Source organism: Streptomyces sp. NPDC029139, assembly GCF_055564335.1.
This window is the reverse complement of record NZ_JBVHWN010000003.1, coordinates 503151-526980: the sequence shown is the minus strand read 5'-3', so window position 1 is coordinate 526980 and position 23830 is coordinate 503151. Positions and strand designations below refer to the sequence as shown.

The 23830-nt window shown below is 71.7% G+C and carries 15 protein-coding genes; 7 read left to right on the top strand and 8 right to left on the bottom strand.

Translation table 11 applies throughout. The features are described from left to right. Nucleotides 1-9: 9 nt before the first annotated feature. Nucleotides 10-2523 carry a DEAD/DEAH box helicase gene (locus ACZ4VW_RS10270; RefSeq protein WP_467960516.1) on the bottom strand — a complete coding sequence of 838 codons (2514 nt, stop codon included), beginning with the start codon at nucleotides 2521-2523 and terminating at the stop codon, nucleotides 10-12. 132 nt (nucleotides 2524-2655) lie between these two features. Between ACZ4VW_RS10270 and ACZ4VW_RS10265 the strand changes: the two genes are divergently transcribed. Both ACZ4VW_RS10265 and ACZ4VW_RS10260 read left to right on the top strand, forming a co-directional pair. Then, entirely contained in the window at nucleotides 2656-3447 is a 792-nt protein-coding gene (locus ACZ4VW_RS10265; RefSeq protein WP_467960514.1) for a metal-dependent hydrolase, read from the top strand. Between the two features lie 133 nt (nucleotides 3448-3580). Further along, nucleotides 3581-4729 carry a hypothetical protein gene (locus ACZ4VW_RS10260; RefSeq protein WP_467960512.1) on the top strand — a complete coding sequence of 383 codons (1149 nt, stop codon included), beginning with the start codon at nucleotides 3581-3583 and terminating at the stop codon, nucleotides 4727-4729. Nucleotides 4730-4800: 71 nt separating this feature from the next. Here the strand turns inward: ACZ4VW_RS10260 and ACZ4VW_RS10255 are convergent, their stop codons facing one another. Then, nucleotides 4801-6582, bottom strand: a complete 1782-nt coding sequence (locus ACZ4VW_RS10255; RefSeq protein WP_467960510.1) for an ABC transporter ATP-binding protein — start codon at nucleotides 6580-6582, stop codon at nucleotides 4801-4803. Continuing rightward, complete coding sequence (locus ACZ4VW_RS10250) at nucleotides 6579-8393, bottom strand: ABC transporter transmembrane domain-containing protein (RefSeq protein ID WP_467960508.1); 1815 nt, start codon at nucleotides 8391-8393, stop codon at nucleotides 6579-6581. Before ACZ4VW_RS10250 ends, ACZ4VW_RS10255 begins: the two co-directional genes overlap by 4 nt. Nucleotides 8394-8560: 167 nt before the next feature. On the opposite strand from ACZ4VW_RS10250, the gene ACZ4VW_RS10245 reads away from it, so the two are divergent. Continuing rightward, complete coding sequence (locus ACZ4VW_RS10245; protein ID WP_467960506.1) at nucleotides 8561-10168, top strand: peptide-N4-asparagine amidase; 1608 nt, start codon at nucleotides 8561-8563, stop codon at nucleotides 10166-10168. Nucleotides 10169-10273: 105 nt separating this feature from the next. Here ACZ4VW_RS10245 and ACZ4VW_RS10240 read toward each other — a convergent pair whose 3' ends face one another. The 3 genes from ACZ4VW_RS10240 to ACZ4VW_RS10230 form a co-directional block, all read right to left on the bottom strand. After that, entirely contained in the window at nucleotides 10274-11704 is a 1431-nt protein-coding gene (locus ACZ4VW_RS10240; protein WP_467960504.1) for a Gfo/Idh/MocA family protein, read from the bottom strand. Nucleotides 11705-11966: 262 nt separating this feature from the next. Continuing rightward, the gene (locus ACZ4VW_RS10235) at nucleotides 11967-14891 is read right to left on the bottom strand and encodes an FAD-binding and (Fe-S)-binding domain-containing protein (protein ID WP_467960502.1); all 2925 of its coding nucleotides are present in this window, start codon (nucleotides 14889-14891) and stop codon (nucleotides 11967-11969) included. Between the two features lie 37 nt (nucleotides 14892-14928). Then, nucleotides 14929-15372: a MarR family winged helix-turn-helix transcriptional regulator gene (locus tag ACZ4VW_RS10230; protein WP_467960500.1), complete on the bottom strand. Its 444-nt coding sequence runs from the start codon at nucleotides 15370-15372 to the stop codon at nucleotides 14929-14931. Nucleotides 15373-15486: 114 nt separating this feature from the next. On the opposite strand from ACZ4VW_RS10230, the gene ACZ4VW_RS10225 reads away from it, so the two are divergent. Further along, the gene (locus ACZ4VW_RS10225; protein WP_467960498.1) at nucleotides 15487-17322 is read left to right on the top strand and encodes an ABC transporter ATP-binding protein; all 1836 of its coding nucleotides are present in this window, start codon (nucleotides 15487-15489) and stop codon (nucleotides 17320-17322) included. Between the two features lie 307 nt (nucleotides 17323-17629). Next, complete coding sequence (gene mltG, locus ACZ4VW_RS10220) at nucleotides 17630-18490, top strand: endolytic transglycosylase MltG (RefSeq protein ID WP_467960496.1); 861 nt, start codon at nucleotides 17630-17632, stop codon at nucleotides 18488-18490. 4 nt (nucleotides 18491-18494) lie between these two features. Here the strand turns inward: mltG and ACZ4VW_RS10215 are convergent, their stop codons facing one another. Continuing rightward, nucleotides 18495-19565: an NAD(P)-binding domain-containing protein gene (locus ACZ4VW_RS10215; RefSeq protein ID WP_467960818.1), complete on the bottom strand. Its 1071-nt coding sequence runs from the start codon at nucleotides 19563-19565 to the stop codon at nucleotides 18495-18497. Nucleotides 19566-19709: 144 nt separating this feature from the next. On the opposite strand from ACZ4VW_RS10215, the gene ACZ4VW_RS10210 reads away from it, so the two are divergent. Then, the gene (locus tag ACZ4VW_RS10210) at nucleotides 19710-20132 is read left to right on the top strand and encodes a YjbQ family protein (RefSeq protein ID WP_467960494.1); all 423 of its coding nucleotides are present in this window, start codon (nucleotides 19710-19712) and stop codon (nucleotides 20130-20132) included. A 119-nt stretch (nucleotides 20133-20251) separates the two neighbouring features. Here the strand turns inward: ACZ4VW_RS10210 and ACZ4VW_RS10205 are convergent, their stop codons facing one another. Then, nucleotides 20252-21493 carry an outer membrane protein assembly factor BamB family protein gene (locus ACZ4VW_RS10205; RefSeq protein WP_467960492.1) on the bottom strand — a complete coding sequence of 414 codons (1242 nt, stop codon included), beginning with the start codon at nucleotides 21491-21493 and terminating at the stop codon, nucleotides 20252-20254. Between the two features lie 321 nt (nucleotides 21494-21814). Here ACZ4VW_RS10205 and polX point away from each other — a divergent pair, with 321 nt between their 5' ends. Then, nucleotides 21815-23551 carry a DNA polymerase/3'-5' exonuclease PolX gene (gene polX / locus ACZ4VW_RS10200; protein WP_467960490.1) on the top strand — a complete coding sequence of 579 codons (1737 nt, stop codon included), beginning with the start codon at nucleotides 21815-21817 and terminating at the stop codon, nucleotides 23549-23551. Nucleotides 23552-23830 lie beyond the last annotated feature (279 nt).

Genomic DNA, 23830 nt, shown 5'->3' with positions numbered 1-23830 from the left:
GGCTGACCGCTACAGCTGTCCGACGGACGTCACACGGACGATCGCGCGGCCCTCCTCGTCGGAGGCCGCGAGATCCACCTCCGCGCTGATGCCCCAGTCATGGTCGCCGTTGGGATCGGCGAAGGTCTGCCGGACGCGCCACAGCCCGTGGGCCGCGTCCTCCTCGATCGACAGCAGCTTCGGGCCGCGCGCGTCCGGACCCGTACCGAGGTCGTCGTACTCGTCCCAGTACGCGTCCATCGCCTCGCCCCACGCGTCCGCGTCCCAGCCGGACTCGGCGTCCAGCTCGCCCAGCGCGTCCACGTTGTCCAGGGCCGCCAGCTCCACCCGGCGGAACATCGCGTTGCGCACCAGGACCCGGAAGGCGCGGGCGTTCGCGGTGACCGGCTTGACCTGGTCGGCCTTCTCCTGCGCCTCCTCGGCCGTCTCGACCTCGGGGTTCGCCAGCTGCTCCCACTCGTCGAGCAGCGAGGAGTCCACCTGGCGCACCATCTCGCCGAGCCACTCGATCAGGTCCTCCAGATCCTCGGTCTTCAGATCGTCCGGAATCGTGTGGTCCAGCGCCTTGTACGCGCTCGCCAGATAGCGCAGCACGATGCCCTCGGTCCGCGCCAGCTCGTACCAGGACGTGAACTCCGTGAAGGTCAGCGCCCGTTCGTACATGTCACGGATGACCGACTTCGGCGACACCGGATGGTCGCCCACCCACGGGTGCGACTTCCGGTAGACGTCGTACGCGTGCCAGAGCAGCTCCTCCAGCGGCTTCGGGTACGAGATGTCCTGGAGCCGCTCCATGCGCTCCTCGTACTCGACACCGTCCGCCTTCATCCGCCCGACGGCCTCGCCGCGCGCCTTGTTCTGCATGGCGGCGAGGATCTGGCGCGGGTCGTCGAGGGTCGACTCGACGACCGAGACCATGTCCAGGGCGTAGGACGGCGACTCCGGGTCGAGCAGGTCGAACGCGGCGAGCGCGAACGTCGACAGCGGCTGGTTGAGCGCGAAGTCCTGCTGCAGGTCGACGGTGAGCCGGATGATGCGGCCCTCGGCGTCCGGCTTGTCCAGCCGCTCCACCACACCGCCGTCGAGCAGCGAGCGGTAGATCGCGATGGCCCGGCGGATGTGCCGCAGCTGTGCCTTGCGGGGCTCGTGGTTGTCCTCCAGGAGCTTGCGCATCGCCTCGAACGCGTTGCCCGGGCGGGCGATCACCGACAGCAGCATGATGTTGGTGACCTTGAAGCGGGAGGTCAGCGGCTCCGGATCGGCGGCGATCAGCTTCTCGAAGGTGGTCTCGCTCCAGGCGACGAAGCCCTCCGGAGCCTTCTTGCGCACCACCTTGCGGCGCTTCTTCGGGTCGTCGCCCGCCTTCGCGAGCGCCTTCTCGTTCTCGATGACGTGCTCGGGCGCCTGCGCGACCACCAGACCGGCGGTGTCGAAGCCGGCCCGCCCGGCCCGGCCCGCGATCTGGTGGAACTCACGGGCCCGCAGCGTGCGCACCCGGGTGCCGTCGTACTTCGTCAGCGCCGTGAACAGCACCGTGCGGATCGGGACGTTGACGCCCACGCCGAGCGTGTCCGTCCCGCAGATCACCTTCAACAGGCCCGCCTGCGCCAGCTTCTCCACCAGCCGGCGGTACTTCGGCAGCATGCCCGCGTGGTGCACGCCGATGCCGTGGCGGACATAACGTGAGAGGTTCTGGCCGAACTTGGTGGTGAAGCGGAAGTTGCCGATCAGCTCGGCGATCTTGTCCTTCTCCTCGCGCGAGCACATGTTGATGCTCATCAGCGACTGCGCCCGCTCGACGGCCTGCGCCTGCGTGAAGTGGACGATGTAGACCGGCGCCTGCCTGGTCTCCAGGAGCTCCGTGAGCGTGTCCGTGATCGGCGTCAGCCGGTACTCGTACGAGAGCGGCACCGGCCGTGTCGCCGAGCGGACCACCGAGGTGGGCCGCCCGGTCCGCCGGGTCAGGTCCTTCTCGAACATCGACACGTCGCCGAGCGTCGCCGACATGAGGACGAACTGTGCCTGGGGGAGTTCCAGGAGGGGAATCTGCCAGGCCCAGCCGCGGTCCGGCTCCGCGTAGAAGTGGAACTCGTCCATGACGACCTGGCCGATGTCGGCGTACCTGCCGTCCCGCAGCGCGATCGAGGCCAGCACCTCGGCGGTGCAGCAGATGACCGGCGCGTCGGCGTTCACGGACGCGTCACCGGTCAGCATGCCGACGTTCTCGGTGCCGAAGAGCTTGCACAGGTCGAAGAACTTCTCCGACACCAGCGCCTTGATCGGCGCGGTGTAGAAGGTCACCTGGTCGTTCGCCAGCGCCGTGAAGTGCGCGGCCGCCGCGACCAGCGACTTTCCCGAGCCGGTGGGCGTGGACAAGATCACGTTCGCGCCGGAGACCACTTCGATCAGCGCTTCCTCCTGGGCCGGGTAGAGCGTGATGCCCCGGCCCTCCGCCCATGAGGAGAAAGCCTCGAAGAGGGCGTCGGGGTCGGCGTTCGGCGGCAGCTGATCGATAAGGGTCACGCCCCCCATCTTGCCTGGATTCCGCCCGGATGAGGGAACCGGCCACCGGCGGCAAGATCACGGACGATACGCTGACCCGTCGACCGGCCGTCAACTGAGCGCCGGCACCGTAGGAATGGGGCGGGCACAAGCATGATGGGACCGGCGCACTCGCTGTCCGGAGCGGCGGCCTGGCTGGGCGTCGGAGCGGCGGCGGCGGCCGCGGGCCACCCGATGCCCTGGCCGGTCGTCGTCGTCGGAGCCCTGATCTGCGCGGGCGCCGCCCTCGCCCCCGACCTGGACCACAAGTCCGCGACCATCTCGCGCGCCTTCGGACCGGTCTCCAAGGGGCTCTGCGAGATCGTCGACAAGCTCTCGTACGCCGTCTACAAAGCCACGCGCTCCACCGCCGACCCCCGCCGGTCGGGCGGGCACCGCACCCTCACCCACACCTGGCTCTGGGCCGTCCTCATCGGCGCCGGAGCGTCGGTCCTGGCGATCACCGGCGGTCGCTGGGCCGTGCTCGCCCTCCTCTTCGTCCACCTCGTGCTGGCCGTCGAGGGCCTGCTGTGGCGGGCCGCCCGGATGTCCAGCGACATCCTCGTCTGGCTGCTGGGCGCCACCAGCGCCTGGATCCTCGCGGGCGTCCTGGACCAGCCCGGCAACGGCTCCGACTGGCTCTTCACCGGCCCCGGCCAGGAGTACCTCTGGCTGGGCCTGCCGATCGTCCTCGGCGCCCTCGTCCACGACATCGGCGACGCCCTGACCGTCTCCGGCTGCCCGATCCTGTGGCCGATCCCCGTGGGGCGCAAGCGGTGGTACCCGGTCGGCCCGCCGAAGGGGATGCGCTTCCGGGCCGGCAGCTGGGTCGAGCTCAAGGTCCTGATGCCGGCCTTCATGCTGCTCGGCGGTGTCGGCGGGGCGTCGGCCCTCGGCTTCGTGTAGCGGACCCTCCGCGCGGCGGCGCCCGCGGACGCGCGCGCCGTCTGGCGCACCGGCCCGCCGGCCCTCCATGATGTGGTGCTCCCGACGGGCCGTCAGTGCCCGTCGGATCCGACTGCCGGCCTGGGGGGTCCGCATGGAGGAACAGCACATACGTACGGCGCGCCGAGCGAGACGGGGGACGGCGGCGGCGGTGACGGCACTGGCCGCACTCGCGCTCGCCCTGGCCGTACCCGCGCAGACACCGGCACGAGCGGCCGGTTCCCGTCCCTGCACTCCGTCGATCACCGTGCTCGGCACCCTGTCCTCGACGGGCGGGGGAGTGGTCACCGACCTCGGCCGGGGCCGGACGGCGGTCGGCAGCTCCGACGGGAAGCCGGTGTACTGGCGGGGGACGCGGGCGCACGCCGTTCCGCTGCCCGCCGGATACACCGGGGGCACGGTGGAGGCGGTCAACCGGTACGGCCTCATGGCCGGCACCCTGTCGGGCCCGGGCCGCGGCCCGGCGCCCTTCAGCTACCGGATCGGCGCCCGCGCGGTCACCGTGCTGCCGGGCGGCGGCCATGCCAAGGACCTCGACGACCGTGGCCGGATCGTCGGATACCGGCACGACGCCGAGGGCCGGGTCACGGGGGTCGAGTGGTGGGGCCGGACGATCCGCCGGGAACTCGCGGTCCCGCCGCATGTCCGGGTCGAGGAGGTCACCGGGATCAACAACGCGGGACAGATCGTGGGCAGCGGCTACGGCGAGGGCGAGGAGTACGCCGGCTACAACGTCGCCCTGCTCTGGTCCGCGGACCGGTCGGCCCCGGCGCGCGAACTGCCGCCCGTGTACCCGGGCGACACGTACTCCTCCTACGTACCCCGCGACATCGACGACCGCGGCCGTATGGCCGGCACCTTCGGCTACAGCAGGGCCATGGAGTCGGCCGGTCTGCACTGGACGCCTCCCTACGCCGAGGAGCCCCTGTGGATCGCGCCTCCCGGTGGCCGGACCTCCGCCACCCTGGAGGACATCAGCCCGGGCAGCGGCGTGGCCGTGGGCACCGTGGGCGACTCGCCGATCACCGGCCCGTGGCCCCCGGACACCGCCCCGCCCGAGCAGGCCCAGTACTGGCCGGGCGCCGGGCCCGCGCTCGTCCTGCCCCGCCTCGCGCCGACGGGCGCCTCCGCCGCCTACACGGTGACGGACGACGACCGGGTCGGCGGACGCGCGACGGACGCCTCCGGGCGCGTGCGCCCGGTGATCTGGACGTGCGCCTCCCAGCAGGCGCGCCGGTCGTAGGGAGCGGCGCGGCTCGCTCAGACCGAAGGGCCCGCCGCCCCGGAAGGAGCGGCGGGCCCTTGCCCGGTCCGTCAGCCGTGCCACGACCTCCACAGCGCCGCGTACGCGCCGTCCGCCGCCACCAGCTCGTCATGGCTGCCCAGCTCGCTGATCCGGCCGCCCTCGACCACCGCGATCACATCCGCGTCGTGCGCGGTGTGCAGGCGGTGGGCGATCGCCACGACGGTACGCCCGTCCAGGACGCGGGCCAGCGAGCGCTCCAGATGACGGGCCGCCCGCGGGTCCAGGAGCGAGGTCGCCTCGTCCAGGACCAGGGTGTGCGGATCGGCGAGGACCAGGCGGGCCAGGGCGATCTGCTGGGCCTGGGCCGGGGTGAGCGCCAGCCCGCCCGAACCGACCTCCGTGTCCAGGCCCTCGTCCAGCGCCCGCGCCCAGCCCTCCGCGTCGACCGCGCCGAGCGCCGCCCACAGCTCGGCGTCCTCGGCGCCCGTCCGGGCCAGCAGCAGGTTGTCGCGGAGCGAGCCCACGAAGACGTGGTGCTCCTGGTTGACCAGGGCCACATGCTCGCGGACCCGCTCGGCCGGCATGCTCGACAGCTCGGCGGAGCCGAGCGTGACCGAGCCGGTGCGGGGGGCGTAGATGCCCGCCAGCAACCGGCCCAGCGTCGACTTGCCCGCCCCGGAGGGGCCGACCAGCGCGAGCCGGGTGCCCGGGGCGACGTCCATCGACACCCGGTGCAGCACGTCGACGCCCTCCCGGTAGCCGAAGCGCACCTCGTCCACCCGGACCGCCCGGCCGTCGGGCCGTACGTCGTCGTCCCCCGCCTCCGGCTCGATGTCCCGGACGCCGACGAGCCGCGCCAGCGACACCTGGGCCACCTGCAGTTCGTCGTACCAGCGCAGGATGATGCCGATCGGGTCCACCAGCATCTGCGCGAGCAGCGCGCCCGTGGTGAGCTGCCCGACGTCGAGCCAGCCCCGCAGGACGAAGACACCGCCGAGCATCAGCACGCCCGCCAGGACCAGGATGTGCGTGAGATTGACGACCGGGAAGAGCACCGAGCGGAGGAAGAGCGTGTACCTCTCCCACCGCGTCCACTCGAGGACACGCTGGTCGGAGAGGGCGACCCGACGGGCCCCGAGGCGGTGCGCCTCCACCGTGCGGCCGGCGTCGACCGTCTCGGCGAGCGCGGCCGCGACCGCCGCGTAGCCCGCGGCCTCCGAGCGGTAGGCCGCCGGCGCGCGCCGGAAGTACCAGCGGCAGCCGACGAGCAGCAGCGCCGCGGCCGGCACGAGCGCGAGCGCGAGCGGCGGAGCGGTCGCGGCGAGCCCGCCGATCAGCAGACCGGCCCACACGACCCCGATGGCGAGCTGCGGGACGGCCTCGCGCATCGCGTTGGCCAGCCGGTCGATGTCGGTGGTGATACGGGACAGCAGGTCGCCCGTTCCGGCCCGCTCCAGGACGCCGGGCGGCAGACCGACCGACCGGACGAGGAAGTCCTCGCGCAGATCGGCCAGCATCTCCTCGCCCAGCATCGCGCCGCGCAGCCGCACCTGGCGCACGAAGTACGTCTGGACGGCCAGCGCGACCACGAACAGGGCGATCGTGGGCTCCAGCCGGAGATCCCTCTCGCCCGCCGCGAGCCGCTCGACGAGCGAGCCGAGCAGGTACGGACCGGCCATCGAGGCGATCACCGCGATCGCGTTGACGCCGATGAGCAGCGCGAACGCCCCTCGGTGGCGGCGCAGCAGCTCCCGTACATAGGCGCGTACGGTCGCGGGGGTGCCGACAGGCAGCGTCGTCGCCGACTGCGGGGCCGCCGGATCGTACGCCGGTGGCGCCAGGCCGATCATGCCGACTCTCCTTCCAGCTCTTCGAGTTCGTCGAGGGATTCCGGGCCGGCGGAGGGGGTGCGCGCGAGCTCCTCCTCCGTCTCCCGGGTGACGACGGCCCGGTAGCGCGGCTCGCCGCGCAGCAGCTCGCGATGCGTGCCCACCGCCACGACCTCCTCCTCGTCGATCAGGACGACCCGGTCGGCGAGATCCAGCAGCAGCGGCGACGAGGCGAGGACCACCGTCGTCGCGCCCGCGCGCAGGCGTTTGACCCCGGCCGCGACCCGGGCCTCGGTGTGCGAGTCGACGGCCGAGGTCGGCTCGTCGAGGACCAGCACCTTCGGGTCGGTGACCAGCGAGCGGGCCAGCGCCAGGCGCTGGCGCTGGCCGCCGGACAGCGACCGGCCGCGTTCGGTGATCCGGGTCTCCATCGGGTCGCCGCCGCTGTCGACGGACGCCTGCGCGAGCGCGTCCAGCACGTCCCCGCACTGCGCGGCGGCCAGGGCGTCCTCCGCCGCGACCGCACCCGAGGAGGGCACGTCGAGGAGTTCGCGGAGCGTGCCGGAGAGCAGCACCGGATCCTTGTCCTGGACGAGCACGGCGGTGCGGGCCTCGGCCAGCTCCAGCTCGTCGAGGGGGACGCCGCCGAGCAGGACGGAGGCATGCCCCTCGTCCGGCTCCGTCGGATGGCCGCCGAGCCGGTCCGCGAGGCGCCCGGCCGCGTCCGGGTCACCGCAGACGACCGCCGTGAGGAGCCCGGCGGGCGCGAGCAGACCGGTGGCCGGGTCGTACAGGTCGCCGGACGCCGTGCGGCCGACGTCGGCGGTGGCCGTCGTCGTGCGGGTCAGCGCGAGCACGCGCGCGGCCCGCTTGGCGGAAGGCCGCGAGAAGGAGAAGGCCATCGCGATCTCCTCGAAGTTCCGCAGCGGATGATGGGTGAGCGCCACCGCTCCGTAGACGGTGACCAGCTCACCGACGCTGATGCGCCCGTCCAGGGCGAGCCGCGCCCCGTACGCCACGACCGCGATGAGCAGGATTCCCGGCAGCAGGACCTGGACCGCCGCGATCAGTGCCCACATCCGGGCGCTGCGGACGGCGGCCCTGCGCACCTCCTGCGAGGCGGTGCGGTAGCGGCCGAGGAACAGCTCCTCGCCGCCGATCCCGCGCAGCACCCGCAACCCCGCCACGGTGTCGGAGGCCAGCTCGGTGGCCTTGCCCGCCTTCTCGCGCTGGACGTCCGCCCGGCGCGTGGCGCGGGGGAGCAGCGGCAGCACGGCGAGGGCGAGGACCGGCACACCGACCGCCACCACGGCGCCGAGCGCAGGCTGGTAGACCACCAGCCCGACGCAGACGAGGACCAGGGTCACGGCCGCCGCGGCGAACCGGGACAGCGCCTCGACGAACCATCCGATTTTTTCCACGTCACCCGTCGAAACGGAGACGATCTCCCCGGCGGCGACCCGCCGGGTCAGCACGGAACCGAGCTCGGCGGTCTTGCGGGAGAGGAGCTGCTGGACGCGCGCGGCGGCCGTGATCCAGTTGGTGACGGCGGTGCGGTGGAGCATCGTGTCGCCGACCGCGATGGCGGCGCCGAGCAGGGCGAGCAGCCCGCCCGCCAGTCCGAGGCGCCCGCCGTCGCGGTCGACGACCGCCTGCACGGCCAGCCCGACGGCGAGGGGCAGGCCGGCGATGCCGAGCTGCAGCAGCAGACCCCACAAGAGGGACTTGACCTGCCCCGCGAGTTGATTACGGCCGAGCCAGAGGAGGAACCGCGTGCCCGAGCGGACATCGGGGGCCCCTGGATCGGCGTACGGTAGATCGCGAATCTGCATGGCTTCCCAGGGTCTTCCGGTTCTTCGTCAGATGGCTCAAACCGTGCAAGGTTCGCGTTCCGTGACCCCGTACGGCAATCGATTTATTCGCATCGGGGCACAGAACACGCCAAGGTCCACCCACGCCCTCTGGACGCCCCGAGCACCCCGCGCTTCACTCCGGTCCCATGAGACATCACAAGGTCGTGAGCGTGATCGGCGGGTTCGTCCTGGCCGCCGGAGCGCTGCTCACCGCCCCGCCGGCGGGCGCACTGGCTCCGTACGAGACACCCCCTCCCGAGTTCACGAGCGACTGGCACGACCCGGTCACCGCCGCGCCGCCCGTCGCGAGGCCGGACACGCCCTCGTGTGAAGTGACCCTCGCCGAGGCCCAGTTCCGCGACTTCACGCCGTACAGGGGGAGCTACGCACCGCCGAAGGAGTGCGGCACCCGATGGAACAAGGTCGTCCTGCGCCTCGAAGGGAAGGTGAAGGGCCGTCAGTACGACCGGCTCGGCCACCTCACCGTCGGCGGCGTGGAGATCTTCCGCACCTCCACGCCGCAGCCCTCGCCCGACGGCATCACCTGGTCGGTGGAGAAGGACGTCACCCGCTACCGCGACACCCTCAGCCGCCCCCAGCCGGTCGAGATGCTCATCGGCAATGTCGTGAACGAGACGTACACCGGCGTCCTCGACGTCCGGGTCACGCTCACCTTCTACACGGCCCGGGGGCAGGTGAAGCCGGCCACCGGCACCCCCGACCGGGTGCTGCCGCTCGACTCCGCGAGTCTGACCACCCCGCGCAACACCGAACGCCTCCTCGCCGAGGTGTACGCCACGGGCTCCGGCGGTGGCTGCGAGGAGTACTGGTACCTGACCGTGCCCGACGCCGCCCCGTACTCGTGCAAGGCGACCGACGGGCCCTACCGCGAGGTCCAGGTCTCCGTCGACGGGCGGCTCGCGGGCATCGCCGCACCCTTCCCGACGGTATGGACGGGCGGCTGGTCCAACCCCTTCCTCTGGTACGTCACCCCCGGCCCGCGCGCCTTCGACGTCCAGCCGATCGTCTACGACCTGACGCCCTTCGCGGCCCTCCTCAACGACGGGCGCGCCCATCGGATCGAGGTGTCGGTCGTCGGCGTTCCCGCCGGACAGACCGGCTGGAGCACACCCACCAACATCCTGCTCTGGCAGGACGAGGGCCGCGCCGTCGTCACCGGCGCGCTCGACCGCCACGAGGAGACCGCTCCCCGCAACTCCTCGGCGTACACCCCGGCGGGGACGGAGCACCGGCTGGACACCGAGGGCGGACACCGGCTCACCGTCGCCGGACATCTCAACACCTCGCACGGCCGCGTCGACACCACGGTCACGCGGACCCTGGCGCACACCTCCGCCCACCGTTGGGGCGAGGGCGAGATCCCGGACGCGCTCACCGCCCGGTGGACCGACGACGAGACCGTGACCGCCGGGCGCACCAGCACCCGCACCCACCGCACGTACACCATGGACGGCGAGACGACCGTCGGCGCGGGTGACCGCCTGCGGACCGCACTGTCCCTCGGCGACCGGGCCCGCACCGACGTCGTACGAGGCGGCGAGCGGCTCTCCTGGTCGCGGCTCGACCACGGCTACACCGGTGACGCCACCTACACCACCGGTGTGCCCCGCGACCAGCGGCACGCGGTCGGAACGACGTCCGAGCGGTACCGGCTCGCCGGCTCCGGCGGCTGCTACGACCGGAGCGTGCGGACGGCTCAGGGCACGGTCACGGAGGACCGGCTGCGCTGCTGAGCGCCGTGAGGCCCGAGGACGTGAGCGGCGCGGCCGGTCAGGGCGACCACCCGCGCCGTCGCGTCCTGGGCGTGCGAACGTCCCACCTGTCCCTGGTGATACGGCCTAGGCGGGCTTGACCGAGTCCACGCCGGACCGGGCCTTCTTCCACTCGCCCCGGGTGAAGTCCGGGATCTCCTGGGGCGCGCCCTTGGCCTTGATCGAGGCGTGGCTGAGCGGCACCGGAGCCGTCCAGGTCGCCGCGTCGTACACGTCGAAGTCGGGGACCAGACCGAGCTGCATGCACTGCATCAGCCGGTAGATCATGATGTAGTCCATCCCGCCGTGCCCGCCCGGCGGATTGGCGTGCTCCTTCCAGAGCCAGTGGTCGAACTCCGCGGCGTAGGCCGCGAAGTCGCCCCACTGGTGCCCCTTGTGGTCCGGCTCCAGATAGATCCGGGCCGGGTAGTCCTCGAACACGCCGCGGGTGCCGCCGAGGCTGTTGATCCTGCTGTACGGGTGCGGCGTCGAGACGTCGTGCTCCAGCCGGATCACACGGCCCTTCGCCGTCTGGACCAGACTGATCGTCCGGTCGCTCCCGATGTACGTCTCCTTCCAGCTCGGGTCGCCCGCCGGCATCTTCGCCGCCCGGTACTGGGCGAGACCGAGCGCCGGTGTCCCGAAGCTGCTGATGCTGACCACCCGGTCGCCCCGGTTGACGTCCATGTAGTTGGCGACCGGGCCGAAGCCGTGGTTCGGGTAGAGATCGCCGCGCAGCCGGGTGTGCCAGAGCCGGCGCCAGGGGCCCTCGTAGTACGTGGGCGAGAACATCTGCTCCCGCAGGTCGTGGTTGTACGCCCCCGCGCCGTGCAGCAGGTCGCCGAACCTGCCCGCGTGCGCCATCCGCAGGACCCGCATCTCGTTGCGGCCGTAGCAGCAGTTCTCGAGCTGCATGCAGTGGCGCCGGGTCTGCTCCGAGAGGTCGACCAGCTCCCACAGGTCCTCGATCGTCATGGCGATCGGACACTCCACGCCGACGTGCTTGCCGTTCAGCATCGCCGCCCGCGCCATCTCGACGTGCAGTTCCCAGGGCGTCGCCACATAGACGAAGTCCAGGTCGGAGCGCTCGCAGAGGTTCTCGTAGTCGTCCTCGCCGTGGGTGTACACGGCGGGGGAGGGCTGCCCGGCGGCGACCACCTTGGCGGCGGCGCGTTCCGTCTTCGTCCTGACCGGGTCGCAGAGCGCGACGACCCGCACCCAGGGAAGGGCGAGGAACAGGTCGATCATGCTGCCGCCCCGGTTGCCGAGGCCGATGATCCCGACGCGCACGGTGGAGCGCCGGTCGAAGGGGACACCCGCCATGGTGGCGCCTCTGCGCGTGCGGGTCGCCGCGGCGGCGGTCTCGGCGGCGACGGCGGCCTCTCCGGCCGTGGCGGCCGTGGCGGCGGTGGCGGGGCCGGCGCCCAGGGCGCCGAGGCCGATGCCCGCTCCCGCGACCCCGGCCGTGGTCCGTAGGACGGAGCGGCGGCTCGGCGGCTGCGGTGCGTTGTCGTTCATGGAACCTCCAGTAGCTGTGGGCACGGCTGGCTCATGAATCCCGCACAGGACCCTGGCCGTTGGGGCTGATGGTGCGCAAGGGCGCGGATTGGACTCTTGCGACGGGTGGTTGGACTCTTCGCTTCCGCTTCGACCAGCGCCGGACGCGCCGGACGTCCGGACACGCACGAGGTGGCGGGCGCGTGCGGGGGAAGGGGAGGGGAGGGGAGGGGAATGGGGCTCAGGACGTGGCCGCGCCACGGGCGGACACGGAACGGGCACGTCATGGACGCGTCGCGCGCTCCAGGGCCAGCAGCACGTGGTGGTAGCTCCGGCCGGTCGCCCGGTCCATGCCGATCTCGCACATCCGGTTCGCCGACAGGTGCGCGTCGAAGGAGCGCGCCGTCACCTCGGCCGCCTCGCGCGCGGTGGCCGAGGCCGTCAGCTCCGGATGGAGCATTCCCCGGTCACCTGCGAAGGCGCAACAGCCCGCCTCCTGCGGCACCACGACCTCGTCGGCGCAGGCCCGGGCCAGCTCCGTCAGTCGCTCCTCGTCCCCCAGGTGCCGCATGGAGCAGGTCGGGTGCACCACCGCCGAGCCCACCGCCCGCCGTACGTCGAGCCGGGGCAGGAGCTCGTCGGCCGCCCAGACCAACGAGTCGAGGACGGTCAGCTCGGCGTGCAGCACCCGGTTGTCGTCGGTGAGGTAGGGCACCACCTCGTGGGCGATCCCGAGCGTGCAGGAGGAGGCGTCGACGACGAGGGGCAGGCGCCCGCCGGCCGTCCAGCCCCAGGCCGCCTCCACGATGCGGTTGGCCATCACCTCGTTGCCGCGCTCGTACCCCTTGGAGTGCCAGATCGTCGCGCAGCACGTCCCGGCCACGTCGTCCGGGATCCACACCGGCCTGCGCGCCCGCGCCGAGAGCGCGACGACCGCCTCGGGCAGCGACGGCCCCCCCGTGCCCTCCGGCCCGCCGAAGACGCGGTTCACACAGGCCGGGTAGTAGACGGCTACGGCCGCCGGCCGGTGGGTGCGCGGCAGGCGCCGCGCCGCCGCGGCGGGGATCTCCGGCAGCCATTCCGGTACGAGGTCGGGCCGCACGGCCTTGCGCGCGAGGCCGGTGACCGATCCCAGGAGCCGGTCACCGATCCGGTCCGCCGCGGCGACCGCGAGGCGGGCCGCGGCCTCCACGGCACGGAAGTTCCGGGCCGCGAGCGAGGCGATCCGCTCCTCGCGCGCGGAGTGCCGCTGATGGCGGAAACCCTTCATCAGCGCCCCCGTGTCGATGCCGACGGGGCAGGCCAGTTTGCAGGTGGAGTCGCCGGCGCAGGTGTCCACGGCGTCGTAGCCGTACTCCTCCAGGAGGCTCGTCTCCACCGGAGAGCCGTCGTTCTGCCGCAGCATCTCCCGGCGCAGCACGATGCGCTGGCGGGGAGTGGTCGTCAGGTCCTGGCTCGGACAGGTCGGTTCGCAGAAGCCGCACTCGATGCACGGGTCCGCGACGGCCTCCACCCTGGGGATCGTCTTCAGCCCGCGGAGATGGGCCTGCGGGTCACGGTCGAGGACGATCCGCGGCGCGAGGACCCCGTCGGGATCGATGAGCTCCTTGGTCCGCCACATCAGCTCGGTCGCCCTCGGGCCCCACTCCAGCTCCAGGAAGGGGGCGATGTTGCGGCCGGTGGCGTGCTCGGCCTTGAGCGAACCGTCGAAGCGCTCCACGGTCAGCTTGCAGAACTCGTCCATGAAGGTGGCGTACCGCTCCACGTCGGTGGGGTCGGCGGCGTCGAACGCGAGCAGGAAGTGCAGGTTGCCGTGGGCGGCGTGCCCGGCGACGGCCGCGTCGAAGCCGTGCCGGGACTGGAGCTCCAGAAGGTCCGCGCAGGCCTCGGCGAGCCGGGCCGGTGGCACGGCGAAGTCCTCGGTGATCAGAGTCGTACCCGGGGGGCGCGAGCCGCCCACGGCGGCCACGAACGCCTTGCGGGCCTTCCAGTACGCGGTGATCGTCCCCGGGTCGCGGGTGAAGGCGTTGCTCACCGAGGCGACGGGCGCGATCAGCTCCAGGCCCGCGAGCACGGCGGCGGCCGCCCGCTCGTACGCCTCCTGCGCGGCCGGGTCCGGCGCGCGGAACTCCACGAGCAGCGCAGCCGCCTCCTTGGGCAGCTCCGCCCAGTCGGCCGGCACCCCGGCGACGCTCACCGAGGCGCGCAGCGTGTTGCCGTCCATCAGCTCGACCGCCCTCGCCCCCGCCTCGGTGAAGCGCGGCACGGCGGCTGCCGCGGCCGGCAGCGAGGGGAAGAGCAGCAGGGCGGTGGAAACCCGCCGGTCCAGCGGCAGGGTGTCGAAGACGACCTCGGAGATGAAACCGAACGTGCCCTCCGAGCCGACCATGAGTCCCCGCAGGATCTCCACGGGCGTGGCGCCGTCCAGGAAGGCGTCCAGACGGTAGCCGTTGGTGTTCTTGATGGCGTACTTGGCGCGGATGCGCGCGACCAGCTCCGCGTCGCCCTCGATGTCCGCCTTGAGCGCCATCAGCCCCGCGCACAGGCCCGGTTCGGCACGCGCGAGCTCCTCGTCGGCCGCCGGGTCGCCGGTGTCGACGACCGTGCCGCTCGGCAGGACGAAGGTGAGGGAGGAGACGGTCCGGTACGCGTTCCGCGTCGTGCCGGCGGTCATGCCGGAGGCGTTGTTGGCGACCACCCCGCCGATCGTGCAGGCGACGGCGCTCGCCGGGTCGGGCCCGAGGATCCGGCCGTACGGGGCGAGGGCGGCGTTGGCCCGGACGACCGTGGTGCCGGGGCGGATCCGGGCGCGGGCGCCGTCGTCCAGCACCTCGACGCCCACCCAGTGCCGGCGCACGTCGACGAGGATGTCCTCCCCCTGGGCCTGGCCGTTGAGGCTGGTCCCGGCCGCCCGGAACACCACTTCGCGGCCCTTGCCGTGCGCGTACGAGAGGACCGCGGAGATGTCGTCGATGTCCTCCGCCACCACCACGACCTGGGGCACGAAGCGATAGGGACTGGCGTCGGAGGCGTACCGCACCAGGTCGGAGATCCTCGAGAGCACCTTCTCCGGGCCGAGGAGCGCGGTCAGCTCCTCCCGCAGATGACGGGGCGTGCCGCGGGACTGGAGATCGGGGACCCGGTCGGGGGCCGGGGTCCGCTTCCTGCCCGGACGCAGGGCCCGCGGGTTCGGCTCCAGCAGTGGCATGGCACGGCTCCCCTCGGCGCTCCGTGCTCCCCCTCGGTCAGCAGCGACGCTCCGGCACGTGGTCGACCAGAGCGGACAGCAGACCTCCGAGCACCTCGCGCTGATCGACGGTCAATGGAGCAAGGATGTCCTCTGCGGCCGCCCGACGGGCGCTTCGCAACGCGCGCAGCGTGGCGCGTCCCGGGTCGGTGAGCTCGATCCGGACCACCCTGCGGTTCGTCGGATCGGCGACGCGGCGCACCCGGCCGGCGGCCTCCAGACCGTCCACCAGGCTGGTCACGGCCCGGGGGACGACCTCCAGACGCTCGGCGAGATCGGCCATCCGGGGCGCGTGGTCGTAGTGAGCGACGGTCCGCAGGAGCCGGGACTGCGCCGGGGTGATGCCGAGCGGCTCGAGGTGCCGCTTGTGGATGCGGTGCAGCCGCCGGGTGAGGCGCAGCAACTGCTCGGCGAGGAGGCCGTCGGCGTCGGGGGTGCTCATGGAGGCACGCTATCAGGACCATGTTCACTGTGAGTATAGGTAACAATGAGGTATGCTCTGATCGACTCGACCTTTGTCGTCCCTCATGCCTCGCCTCGTCACTCGTAGGAGCCCATGCGCCCCCATGAAGCGTCCGACTGGACACCTCCACCGCGCGATCCCGCGCAGCCCGAGGAGCCCGCGCAGATGCGGCGCATCCTGCGGCTCTTCCGTCCCTACCGCTCCCGGCTCGCCGTCGTGGGGCTGCTCGTCGGCGCCTCGTCCCTGGTGACGGTCGCCTCGCCGTTCCTGCTCAAGGAGATCCTGGACACCGCGATCCCGCAGGGCCGCACGGGGCTGCTCAGCCTGCTCGCCCTCGGCATGATCCTCACCGCCGTGATGACCAGCGTCTTCGGCGTGCTCCAGACCCTCATCTCCACCACCGTCGGCCAGCGGGTGATGCACGACCTGCGCACCGCGGTCTACGCCCAGCTGCAGCGGATGCCGCTCGCCTTCTTCACGCGGACACGCACCGGCGAGGTCCAGTCCAGGATCGCCAACGACATCGGCGGGATGCAGGCGACGGTCACCTCGACCGCCACCTCCCTCGTCTCGAACCTCACCGCCGTCGTCGCCACCGTCGTGGCCATGCTGGTGCTGGACTGGCGCCTCACCGTGGTCTCGCTGCTCCTGCTCCCCGTCTTCGTCTGGATCAGCCGCCGCGTCGGCCGCGAGCGCAAGAAGATCACCACGCAGCGCCAGAAGCAGATGGCCGCCATGGCCGCGACCGTCACCGAGTCGCTCTCCGTCAGCGGCATCCTGCTCGGCCGGACCATGGGCCGCGCCGACTCGCTCACCCGGTCCTTCGCCGAGGAGTCCGAGCGCCTCGTCGACCTCGAAGTGCGCTCCTCCATGGCGGGACGGTGGCGGATGTCCACCATCGGCATCGTCATGGCCGCCATGCCCGCGCTGATCTACTGGGCCGCCGGCCTGGCCATGCAGGCGGGCGGTCCGGCGATCTCCCTGGGCACCCTGGTCGCCTTCGTCTCGCTCCAGCAGGGACTGTTCCGGCCCGCCGTGAGCCTGCTCTCCACGGGTGTCCAGATACAGACCTCCCTCGCCCTCTTCCAGCGGATCTTCGAGTACCTCGACCTCCCCGTCGACATCACCGAGCCCGCGGAGCCCGTCCGGCTGGAGAAGATCAGCGGTGAGGTGACGTTCGAGAACGTCCGCTTCCACTACGACGGCGAGACCGCCGGCCCGGCGACGCTCGAATCCATCGACCTGACCGTCCCGGCCGGCGGCAGTCTCGCCGTCGTCGGGCCGACCGGATCCGGCAAGTCCACGCTCAGCTATCTGGTGCCCCGGCTCTACGACGTGACCGAAGGACGCGTGCTGCTCGACGGCGTCGACGTCCGTGAGCTGGACTTCGACAGCCTCGCCCGCGCGGTCGGCGTCGTCTCCCAGGAGACGTACCTCTTCCACGCCTCCGTCGGCGACAACCTGCGCTTCGCCAAGCCCGACGCGACGGACGAGGAGATCGAGGCCGCCGCCCGCGCCGCCCAGATCCACGACCACATCGCCTCGCTGCCCGACGGCTACGACACCCTCGTCGGCGAGCGCGGCTACCGCTTCTCGGGCGGCGAGAAGCAGCGCCTCGCGATCGCCCGGACCATCCTGCGCGACCCGCCCGTGCTCATCCTCGACGAGGCGACCAGCGCGCTGGACACCCGTACGGAACACGCCGTGCAGCAGGCCATCGACGCGCTCTCCGCCGGCCGCACGACCATCACCATCGCCCACCGGCTCTCCACCGTCCGGGACGCCGACCAGATCGTCGTCCTCGAAGCCGGCCGGATCGCCGAGCGCGGCACGCATACGGAACTGCTCGCACGGAACGGCCGGTACGCGGCGCTGGTGCGCCGGGACGAACACACGAACGTGGGAGCGGTTGTTCCCCAGAACGTGTGATCGTCCCCGTTTTCATTGATCCGCTCCTCTGCGGCGGCAGACGATGACGGTGCGCAAGCGACGGGCTGCAGACCGCGACCGCGCACTGTCCCACAGATGCACTTGGCACAAGGAGAAAGCACCACCATGAACGTCATCACCAACCTGCTCGCCGGCGTCGTCCACTTCCTGGGCTGGCTCGTCTGACCCTGGCCCGACCGGCACACGCAGTGCACGGCGCCGTCGGCCCCCCGTCCCAGGGGGCCGGCGGCGCCGCCGCGTGTGCGGGCTGCGCGGTTTCCCGGGCGGGCGGGGTTAGCGTGCGGCCATGACGTACCGGTCCTGGCAGCCCGCACACCGCCGCCGTCGCCCCCGGCTCACCCGCCGGGGCAAACTCGCGCTGCTCCTCGGAGCCGCCCTCGCGGTGGCGGCGGCGATCGCCGTGCCGCTGCTGCTCCTCGGTGAGGACGAGCCCGCCCCGGAGGAACAGCGGACCCTGGTGATCCCGGAGGGCTGGCGGGCGGGCCAGGTGTACGCGGCGGTCGACCGCTCCCTCGCACTCCCCGAAGGCACCACCCGGCGCGCCGCGGCCGCCCCGGCCACCGGACTCGCCCTGCCCGGGGGTGCGGGAGGCAATCCTGAGGGCTATCTCTTCCCGGCGACGTACCCCGTCACCTCCTCGACCACCCCCGAGAGCCTGCTCCGCTACATGGTCGAGACGGCGGGCAAGCGCTTCGGCGCCGAACACATCGGCGCGGGCGCCCAGCGTCACGGCCTGAGCGTGCACCAGACGGTGATCGTCGCGAGCATCGTGCAGGCCGAGGCCGACACCGCCGAGGACATGGGCAAGGTCGCCCGGGTCGTCCACAACCGCCTCGCCCGCGGGATGGCCCTCCAGATGGACTCGACGATCAACTACGCCCTGGGCCGTTCGACCGTGGACACCACCCACGAGGACACCAGGATCGACAGCCCGTACAACACCTACGAACGCACCGGACTGCCGCCGACCCCCATCGGGAACCCGGGAGAGCAGGCCATGACGGCGTCGATCGACCCGGCGAAGGGCGACTGGCTGTACTTCGTGACCGTACGGCCGGGGGACACCCGCTTCACCGCCGACTACGCGGAACACCAGGCGAACGTCGCCGAGTTCAACGCCCACCGGCGGGCGGCGAAGACGGGGTGACGCCTCAGGCGCTGGGGACAGGCGACCGGTCCAGGAGGCGGCGGATCTCGCCGACGGCCGCACGCCCCGCCCGGTTGGCGCCGATCGTGGAGGCCGAGGGACCGTAGCCGACCAGATGGACGCGCTCGTCGCGTACCGCGCGCGTGCCCTCCACCCGGATGCCGCCCCCCGGCTCCCGCAGCCTGAGCGGGGACAAGTGGTCGATCGCGGCGCGGAACCCGGTCGCCCAGAGGATCACGTCCGCGTCCACGGTCCGGCCGTCGGCCCATGCCACACCGGTCGGGGTGATGCGGTCGAACATGGGGTTGCGGTCCAGGACGCCCTGCTCGCGCGCGCTCCTGATCGCGTCCGTGAGGGGCAGACCGGTGACGGAGACGACACTCTGCGGCGGCAACCCCCGCCGTACGCGCTCCTCGACCAGGGCGACGGCGGCCCGGCCCTCCATCTCGCCGAACGGCCCCTCGCGGTAGACGGGCTCGCGCCGGGTCACCCAGGTCGTCTCCGCCGCGACCTCGGCGATCTCCATCAGATGCTGGGTCCCGGAGGCCCCGCCGCCGACGACGATCACCCGCTGCCCCGCGAACTCCTCCGGTCCGGGGTAGTTCGCCGTGTGCAGCTGGCGGCCGCGGAACGTCTCCTGGCCCTGGTAGCGGGGCCAGAACGGCCGGTCCCACGTACCGGTGGCGTTGATCAGCGCGCGCGTCGCGTACGTCCCTTCCGAGGTCTCCACGCGCAGGCGCCCGCCCTCGCCCTCACGGACGGCACGCACCTCCACCGGCCGGTGGACGCGCAGGTCGAAGCGCTCCTCGTACGCCGTGAAGTACGCGCCGATCACCTCGGAGGACGGCCGGCGCTCGTCGGCACCGGTCAGCTCCATCCCGGGCAGCGCGTGCATCCCGTGCACCTTGCCGTAGGTGAGCGAGGGCCAGCGGAACTGCCAGGCGCCGCCGGGGCGAGGGGCGTGGTCGAGCACGACGAAGTCCCGGTCCGGCTCCAGACCGGTGCGCCGCAGGTGGTAGGCGGCCGACAGCCCCGCCTGTCCGGCACCGATGACGACGACGTCCACATCCCGCATCCCGAAATCGTTCACGATTCCACTAACGAGGTCGAGGCCCGAGATCTTCCCGGAACCCGCCCCGCCGCCGGCTTCGTCCGCCCCGCTGCCGTACTCGTCCGCGTGTGACTTTGAGCCGACCGCTCGGTCAGCCACCATGGAGACATGAGCCACGGATTCGAGACCCGCACCCTGGACGTCACCACCGGTGCTGCAGAGACGGTCTACGACCTCACCCAGGAGTGCGTCTCCTTCCTGGCGGACGTCGCGCAGGGGCGGGACGGACTCCTGAACGTCTTCGCACCGCACGCGACCATGGGTGTGGCGCTGATCGAGACCGGCGCGGGGAGCGACGACGACCTGCTGACAGCTCTTCACCACCTGCTCCCCGCCGACGAACGCTGGCAGCACCGCCACGGAAGCCGGGGGCACGGACGCGATCACGTGATGCCGGCCATCGTCCCGCCCCACGCGACCCTCCCGGTCATCAACGGGGAACTGGCGCTCGGCACCTGGCAGTCGGTGTGTCTCGTGGACACGAACAAGGACAACCCCGAACGTCAGGTGCGGTTGAGCTTCCTGGGCTGACCGGGCCGGTCGAGGTCCCCTCGGTGTGGACGAGCGGGGCGAGTACGAGCCGGCGCCGGTCGACCACCGCGCGGTCATGACGGCGAGCCGGCGGCCGGCCGGCTCCGCTACACCACGTGTCAGGCGGGCAGCGCGTGCAGTTTCTTGCCGTGCAGGGCGAACACGTGCTGCCCGTCCGTGGCCACCAGCCACGCGTGATAGTCACCGGTCTTGTCGTTGAACGTCCATCGCACGGCACCGGTCTTCGCGTCGATGGCTGTCACGCCACCCCGCTCGTCCAGGTCTGTGGCCGCGTACAGGACATCGCCCACCTTCACGTACTGCCGAGGCACCGTGAGATTCGCGTCGGCGAGCGCCGTCGACCGCCAGATCTCCTTGCCCGTACGCGGGTCGAGGGCACGCATCGTGCGGTCGCTGTCGGCGATGTAGAGCACGTCCTCCAGGACGGCCGGCTCCTTGAAAGCGACGTAGCTCTCGGCGGTCTTCACCGACCACTTCGCCGAGCCGTCGGCCAGGCCGAAAGCCAGAAGATTCGGTCCCTGCGGAACGATCACCAGATCCTTGTACACGGCGAAGAAGCCGTAGTTGGTCTTGGCGGTCTTGTGCGTCCACACCTGCTTGCCGGTGGCGGTGTCGCGCACCGTCAGGTTCTTCTTGAAGTCGGTGTACACGAGGTGGCGACCCTCGGCATGGGCGTGGATACCGTTCTGCTCGGTGCCGAAGTCGCGCTGTTCCTTCCACGCCACTCTGCCCGTACCGCTGTTCAGCGCGGCGATGACGTTGGTCTTCGACGAGCCGTCGGCCTCCTGGATCTCGGCGATGACGTACACCTGATCGTCGTCCACCGCGATCGGTCTCGGTTGCCGGTATTCCTTGCCCAGGTGGCTGCGCCAGGTCTGCTTGCCCGAGGCGGGGTCGTAGCCGGCGACGGTGCCGTCGTATGCGGCGCTGGCCAGGTACAGCGTGCCGTCGCCGAGCAGCATCGGTGCCCCGGGGGTCGCGCCGTCCTCCAGCGACCACCGCTCCTTGCCCGACGCCGCGTCCAGCGCGACCAGGGGAGCACCGCTGGCGATCACCACACCGCCGGCGGCCACGAGCTCGTCGTTGTCGCCGTAGGTCTGGGCGGATGTCGTCCTGGTCCACAGCGGCTCAGGAGCCTGGCCGTCCTTGACGCCGCCCCGGGCCGGCTTGTCTCCGCCGACCGGATCGGCCCCCCCGGAGCCACCGGCATCGGAGCCGTCCTCACGACAACCGGCCGCCCCCGCCGTCAGCACGGCCAGCGTGAGACCGCCGCCGGCCAGCCGGAGGGCACGCCGTCGGGAGAATCTGTCACCCGGCATGCCGTCTCGTCGCATGGTCATGTCGCCGTACCCCCGTGGAGTCGTCAAAGCGGAAAGAAAGGTGCATGGTCGGCGCCGCACGGACGTGCGACCCCGACGTCAGGAACGCTATCCGTCACTGCGCGACGCAGGGGCGGCCGGGCCCCAACCGCGACAGCTTAGTGAACCTATCGGGACACCACACGGGCACTACAGGGGAACCACGGTCCCAGTCGTCGCCGGAGCGCCCTCGCCCGCCGCGGCTGTGGCTCCGCTCCGGTGGGGGACGACGACGGGTCCCTGCGCCGGAGGCGCGGCGGCGGCCGGCGTGCCCGCCCGGTGCGCGCGAGGCACCCTGGAGGCATGGCCCGAGCCAACGACCAGGTCGGGGCGCTGCTTCAGGAGTACGCCGACCTCATCGCGATACGAGGCGGGGAGGCGTTCAAGGCGCGCGCCTACGAGAAGGCCGCGCGTGCCGTCGCCGGCCACCCGCACGACGTCTCGACACTGGACGCGAAGGGCCTCCTCGAGATTCCTCACGTCGGAAAGTCCGTCGCCGACAAGATCGTGGAGTACCTGCGGACCGGCCGCATGTCCGTCGTCGACGAGGCGCGGACGTCCCTGCCGGCCGGAGTTCGCGAGCTGATCGCGATTCCGGGGCTCGGGCCCCGCAAGGCCATGGTCCTCTCCGAGGAACTGGGCGTCACCACCGTCGACCAGCTGACCGACGCCATCCGGCAGGAACGGCTGCGCGACCTGAAGGGCTTCGGGGAGCGGACCGAGAAGAACATCCTGCACGGCATCTCCGTTTTGCGGAAGGCCGGAGAGGGCCGGATCCTCGTCAGCGCCGCCATGGACCTCGCCGAGCAGCTCGTCGCGGAGCTGTCGGACATCCGCGGCTGCGTCCGCTGCACGTACGCCGGCTCCCTGCGCCGTATGAAGGAGACCATCGGCGACATCGACATCCTGGTGGCGGCGCGCCGGTCGGCCCCGTTCATGGATGCCTTCGCCGCCCTGCCGCACACGGCCGAAATCATCGCGCACGGGGAGAAGAAGACCTCCGTGCGGACCGTCACCGGTCTTCAGGTGGACCTACGGGTCGTCCCCCCGGACTCCTGGGGCGCGGGACTGCAATATTTCACCGGCTCCAAGGCGCACAACATCCGCACGCGCGAACTCGCGTCGCGCCATGGCCTCAAGCTGTCCGAGTACGGGCTGTTCGACGCCGAGAGCGGCGAGAGCATCACTTCGGAGACGGAGGAAGCGATCTACGAGAGGCTCGGACTGCCCTGGATCCCGCCGACGCTGCGCGAGGACCGCGGAGAGATCGCGGCAGGGTTGCGCGGAGAACTCCCCGAGCTGCTGACCGACAAGGAGATCCGCGGCGATCTGCACACCCACACCGACCTCACCGACGGGCTGGCTCCTCTGGAGGACATGATCGCCGCCGCTGCCGCCCGCGGATACGCCTATTACGCCGTCACCGACCATGCGCCGAACCTGTACATGCAGCGCATGACCGACGAGAAGATCCTCGCCCAGCGCGAGCGGGTACGCGCACTCGACGGCGTGCACCACAGGATGCGGCTGCTGCACGGCACGGAACTCAACATCGGTCCGGACGGCTCACTGGACTGGCCCGACGAGTTCCTCGCGGGCTTCGACATCTGCGTGGCCTCGGTCCACTCCCACTTCGACCAGAGCAGGGCGGAACTCACCCGCCGGCTCATCCGTGCCTGCGAGAACCCGTACGTCTCCGTCATCGGCCATCCCACGACGCGCCGGATCGGCAGACGGCCGGGCATCGACGCCGACTTCGACGCGGTCTCCGGCGCCTGCGCGGCCACGGGGACCGCCCTGGAGATCAACGCGCATCCCGAGCGGCTCGACCTGTGCGACGAGGACATCCTGCGCGCCAGACGGCACGGCGTGAAGTTCGCGGTGAACTCCGACGCGCACGCCACCACGCACCTGCCGTACATGCGTTACGGGGTGGCCACGGCACAGCGCGGTTGGCTGACGCCGGACGACGTCATCAATACGTGGCCGGTGACGAAGTTGCGCCACTTCCTGAACAAGAGGGACCGTCGAAGGGCCTGAAGCGTGACGCCCGCCGAGGGGAGGGCACACACGCCTGGGAGGTTCGTGGCAGGACGGCCCTTTTTCTGACACCACGCGCGGTCACCGATTTTCCGCCACCCCGCTTTTGTTGTCACACGTGGCCGTGTCCGGCGCAGCCTTCCCATCCGACTCAGCAGCCCCTGTCGGGGCCTCCGGCGTTACATTTTCACGGAATGGGAACAGGGTGATGACCGGTCAGTCCGCATGCCTTCTCAGCGGCCTCGTGCCCCGATTAGGATTGCCCTGCGTACCGGTCGA

Excerpts from the sequence above, each read along its gene's own strand:
- ACZ4VW_RS10265 (WP_467960514.1), top strand. The coding sequence starts at position 2,656 with ATGATGGGACCGGCGCACTCGCTGTCCGGAGCGGCGGCCTGGCTGGGC.
- ACZ4VW_RS10260 (WP_467960512.1), top strand. The coding sequence starts at position 3,581 with ATGGAGGAACAGCACATACGTACGGCGCGCCGAGCGAGACGGGGGACG.
- ACZ4VW_RS10255 (WP_467960510.1), bottom strand. The coding sequence starts at position 6,582 with ATGATCGGCCTGGCGCCACCGGCGTACGATCCGGCGGCCCCGCAGTCG.
- ACZ4VW_RS10250 (WP_467960508.1), bottom strand. The coding sequence starts at position 8,393 with ATGCAGATTCGCGATCTACCGTACGCCGATCCAGGGGCCCCCGATGTC.
- ACZ4VW_RS10245 (WP_467960506.1), top strand. The coding sequence starts at position 8,561 with ATGAGACATCACAAGGTCGTGAGCGTGATCGGCGGGTTCGTCCTGGCC.
- ACZ4VW_RS10240 (WP_467960504.1), bottom strand. The coding sequence starts at position 11,704 with ATGAACGACAACGCACCGCAGCCGCCGAGCCGCCGCTCCGTCCTACGG.
- ACZ4VW_RS10235 (WP_467960502.1), bottom strand. The coding sequence starts at position 14,891 with ATGCCACTGCTGGAGCCGAACCCGCGGGCCCTGCGTCCGGGCAGGAAG.
- ACZ4VW_RS10230 (WP_467960500.1), bottom strand. The coding sequence starts at position 15,372 with ATGAGCACCCCCGACGCCGACGGCCTCCTCGCCGAGCAGTTGCTGCGC.
- ACZ4VW_RS10225 (WP_467960498.1), top strand. The coding sequence starts at position 15,487 with ATGCGCCCCCATGAAGCGTCCGACTGGACACCTCCACCGCGCGATCCC.
- mltG (WP_467960496.1), top strand. The coding sequence starts at position 17,630 with ATGACGTACCGGTCCTGGCAGCCCGCACACCGCCGCCGTCGCCCCCGG.
- ACZ4VW_RS10215 (WP_467960818.1), bottom strand. The coding sequence starts at position 19,565 with ATGCGGGATGTGGACGTCGTCGTCATCGGTGCCGGACAGGCGGGGCTG.
- ACZ4VW_RS10210 (WP_467960494.1), top strand. The coding sequence starts at position 19,710 with ATGAGCCACGGATTCGAGACCCGCACCCTGGACGTCACCACCGGTGCT.
- ACZ4VW_RS10205 (WP_467960492.1), bottom strand. The coding sequence starts at position 21,493 with ATGACCATGCGACGAGACGGCATGCCGGGTGACAGATTCTCCCGACGG.
- polX (WP_467960490.1), top strand. The coding sequence starts at position 21,815 with ATGGCCCGAGCCAACGACCAGGTCGGGGCGCTGCTTCAGGAGTACGCC.